The sequence below is a fragment of the Acidithiobacillus ferriphilus genome (assembly GCF_018854775.1).
Taxonomy (GTDB): Bacteria; Pseudomonadota; Gammaproteobacteria; order Acidithiobacillales; family Acidithiobacillaceae; genus Acidithiobacillus; species Acidithiobacillus ferriphilus.
The window spans coordinates 1-2,940 of record NZ_JAAZTY010000248.1; the positions used below are offsets into that span (position 1 = coordinate 1).

5 protein-coding genes are annotated in these 2,940 nt (G+C 59.9%); all 5 read right to left on the reverse strand.

All coding sequences use genetic code 11. The features are described 5' to 3' along the window. Positions 1-228, reverse strand: a 228-nt coding sequence (locus tag HF921_RS12925; RefSeq protein ID WP_215893972.1) for a helix-turn-helix domain-containing protein, incomplete at its 3' end; no start/stop codon positions are given. 56 nt (positions 229-284) lie between these two features. Beyond that, a complete protein-coding gene (gene ychF / locus HF921_RS12930) occupies positions 285-1,376 on the reverse strand; it encodes a redox-regulated ATPase YchF (RefSeq protein WP_215893973.1) in 1,092 nt (363 codons plus the stop codon). A 9-nt stretch (positions 1,377-1,385) separates the two neighbouring features. Then, a complete protein-coding gene (pth, locus tag HF921_RS12935) occupies positions 1,386-1,955 on the reverse strand; it encodes an aminoacyl-tRNA hydrolase (RefSeq protein ID WP_215892420.1) in 570 nt (189 codons plus the stop codon). A gap of 6 nt (positions 1,956-1,961) precedes the next feature. Beyond that, positions 1,962-2,570: a 50S ribosomal protein L25/general stress protein Ctc gene (locus HF921_RS12940; RefSeq protein WP_215893974.1), complete on the reverse strand. Its 609-nt coding sequence runs from the start codon at positions 2,568-2,570 to the stop codon at positions 1,962-1,964. A gap of 12 nt (positions 2,571-2,582) precedes the next feature. After that, on the reverse strand, positions 2,583-2,940 hold a 358-nt coding region (locus tag HF921_RS12945; RefSeq protein ID WP_264318210.1), incomplete at its 5' end, for a penicillin-binding transpeptidase domain-containing protein.

The window sequence follows — 2,940 nt, forward strand, 5'->3', positions numbered from 1 at the left end:
GCGCATGATCAATGGCAAACCCGCCGTTTCTCCGTCATCGAAAATCGCGACGATGGGAATCTGCAGCGCCCCGCAGATTTTTTCCAGCGTGGCGATGGAGGGGGAGTTCTGCCCCGCCTCAATCTGCGAGAGGGCGCTGGGTGAAATCTCGGCACGGGCCGCCAGTCCGCGCACGGACCAGCCCTTATCCTCGCGGAGTTGCCGAATTTTTTTGCAGACCTGTTCCATGAGAGGAAGTGTACGTTAAAACACGCATCATGCAATCTATTTTGAACGGTTTTCCGCTACACGTTGAACAAGAAGTTCAGTACATCTCCATCCTGCACCACATATTCCTTTCCTTCCGCCCGCATCTTGCCCGCTTCCTTGGCCCCGTGTTCGCCCTTGTACTGAATGAAATCGTCATAGGCGATGGTCTGGGCGCGGATGAAGCCGCGTTCGAAATCACTGTGAATAACCCCCGCCGCCTGTGGCGCCGTGGCGCCCACCGGGATGGTCCAGGCACGGACCTCCTTGACGCCGGCAGTGAAGTAGGTCTGCAGACCCAGTAAACGGTACGCCGCACGGATGATGCGGTTGAGGCCGGGCTCCTCCAGCCCCAGGTCCTGCAGGAAAGCGCTTTGCTCCTCCGGTTCCAGTTCTGCCAACTCTGCTTCGATGGCGGCGCAGACGGGCACCACACTCGCATGCCGTTCGGCCGCCCAGGCTTCCAGGGGTGCACGCCAGGGGCCACCCTGCAACTCGTCCTCAGCGACATTGGCAATAACCATGAGGGGTTTCATGGTCAGCAGACAGAGGCTGCGCAGATGCTCTTGCTCCTCGCTGTTCAGGTTCAGGCTGGCGGCCGGCTTGCCTTCATTGAGGTGGGGCAGGAGGCGGGTCATGGCGGCGACTTCGGCCAGCGCGTCCTTGTTGCCTCCCTTGGCTTGCCGCGCCACCCGCGCCTGGGCCTTTTCCACAGTGCTGAGATCGGCCAGAATCAGCTCCGTCAGCACCACCTCCAGATCCGCCACCGGGTCCACATGGCCACTCACATGGACCACGTTGGGATCCTCAAAGCAGCGGGTGACCAAGGCAATGGCGTCTGTCTCGCGGATATGGGCGAGAAACTGGTTGCCCAGACCCTCACCCTGCGCTGCACCGGCCACCAGCCCGGCGATGTCCACGAACTCCATGGTGGCGTGCTGTACCTTCTGTGGTTTGACGATCTCTGAGAGGGCCTCAAGACGGGGATCCGGCACGGCAACCAGGCCGACGTTCGGCTCGATCGTGCAGAAAGGATAGTTCTCCGCCGCGATACCTGCCCTGGTGATGGCGTTGAAAAGGGTGGATTTGCCGACATTGGGTAAGCCGACGATGCCGCAGGCCAAAGCCATAAGAAACTCCTAATCGCTATGCAGGGTTTTTTGTGCCGCATCCGTGCGGCCGCTGAGAAAATCGGGAAGTACGCCGAGACTGCGTTCAATCGCCTCGTCAATCAGGGTCTTGTCCGCCGCCGTCGGAGCGCCAAGCACATAACCGATGACCGCATCTTTATGCCCTGGATGGCCGATACCGATGCGCAGCCGCCAGTAATCGCGGGTGCCCAGGGCATGGTCGAGATCGCGTAGGCCGTTGTGCCCGCCATGACCACCACCGCGTTTCAGTCGTGCGCTGCCTGGGGGGAGGTCCAGTTCATCATGAATCACCAGAATCCGTTCTGCGGGCACTTTATAAAAGGCCGCCATAGCCTGTACCGGGCCACCGCTGCGGTTCATGAAATCTTGCGGCATACACAGCCCCAGTTCCAGTCCGGAAGCGCGTGCCGTAGCGGCCAGACAATGCCAGCGCCGCTCCATACGTAAAGACGCTCCGACCCGGTCTGCAAAGGTCTGGAGCGTCCAAAAGCCGGCATTATGGCGGGTTCGGGCGTATTCCGCACCGGGGTTGCCCAAGCCCGCCAACAACCAGTCCATAAGGCCTCAGGCGGTGGTCTCCGGGGCTTCTTCCGCCTCGGCACCGGTACGCGGATTGTGGATGGAGACGATTTCCTTGTCATCCTCATGCTGCAGGGGCAGGAGGACGACGCCTTCGGGCACCGTGATCTGGGACAGGTGCAGACTTTCCCCCACCAGCAGCTTGCCAATGTCGATTTCAATGGCCTCAGGCAGACGGCCCACCGGGGCTTCCACTTCCACTTCCACCAGAGCACGGTGCAGTACACCGCCGGCCTTGATACCAGCACAGGTCGTCTCGTTCAGGAAGTGGATAGGTACGTGCAAATGCACCCGCTCACCGGCATGAACACGCAAAAAATCCATATGCAGGACCTCTTCCTTGTAGGGATGCATCTGAATGTCGCGGATCAGCGCGGTTTCTTTCCCTTTGGGGAATTCCAGCGTGATGACGTTGGTATAAGCGCGCTCATCGGGCAGCAGTTTGCGGAGCAGGCGGGCTTCAATGCTGAGCCCCAGCGCTGGCTTGCCGTCTCCGTACAGCACGGCGGGCACCATACCGGTACGGCGCAGGCGGCGGCTGGCCCGGCGGCCATTTTCTTCACGCGGCTCGGCCGCAATCGCAAAATCTGTCATTTTCTGGACTCCTTATGGTGTCATGGAATGAGCGGGGCGAGGGTTGACAGAACCTTTCTCCCCAATAGCAAGGGGCGCATCATAATGCGCTGCGGGTTTTTCGGCAACCTTTTCTGTTGTTTTTTCATTGGGCTGCAAATAGGCTTTGATCACCGCGCGAGCCACCGGCAGAGCTTGCCAGGCGTTGTGCCCGCCATATTCCACTACCACGGCGACGGCGATTTTGGGGTGATGTACCGGTGCCCAGCCGATAAAAAGAGAGTCGTTGTTATAGATAGTGTGGCCATTTTTATAGCCCACCGGTACTTGTGCCGTGCCTGTTTTCCCGGCAATGGTAATGCCGGGAATGCTGATGGTATGGCAGGTGCCG

Excerpts from the sequence above, each read along its gene's own strand:
- ychF (WP_215893973.1), bottom strand. The coding sequence starts at position 1,376 with ATGGCTTTGGCCTGCGGCATCGTCGGCTTACCCAATGTCGGCAAATCC.
- pth (WP_215892420.1), bottom strand. The coding sequence starts at position 1,955 with ATGGACTGGTTGTTGGCGGGCTTGGGCAACCCCGGTGCGGAATACGCC.
- HF921_RS12940 (WP_215893974.1), bottom strand. The coding sequence starts at position 2,570 with ATGACAGATTTTGCGATTGCGGCCGAGCCGCGTGAAGAAAATGGCCGC.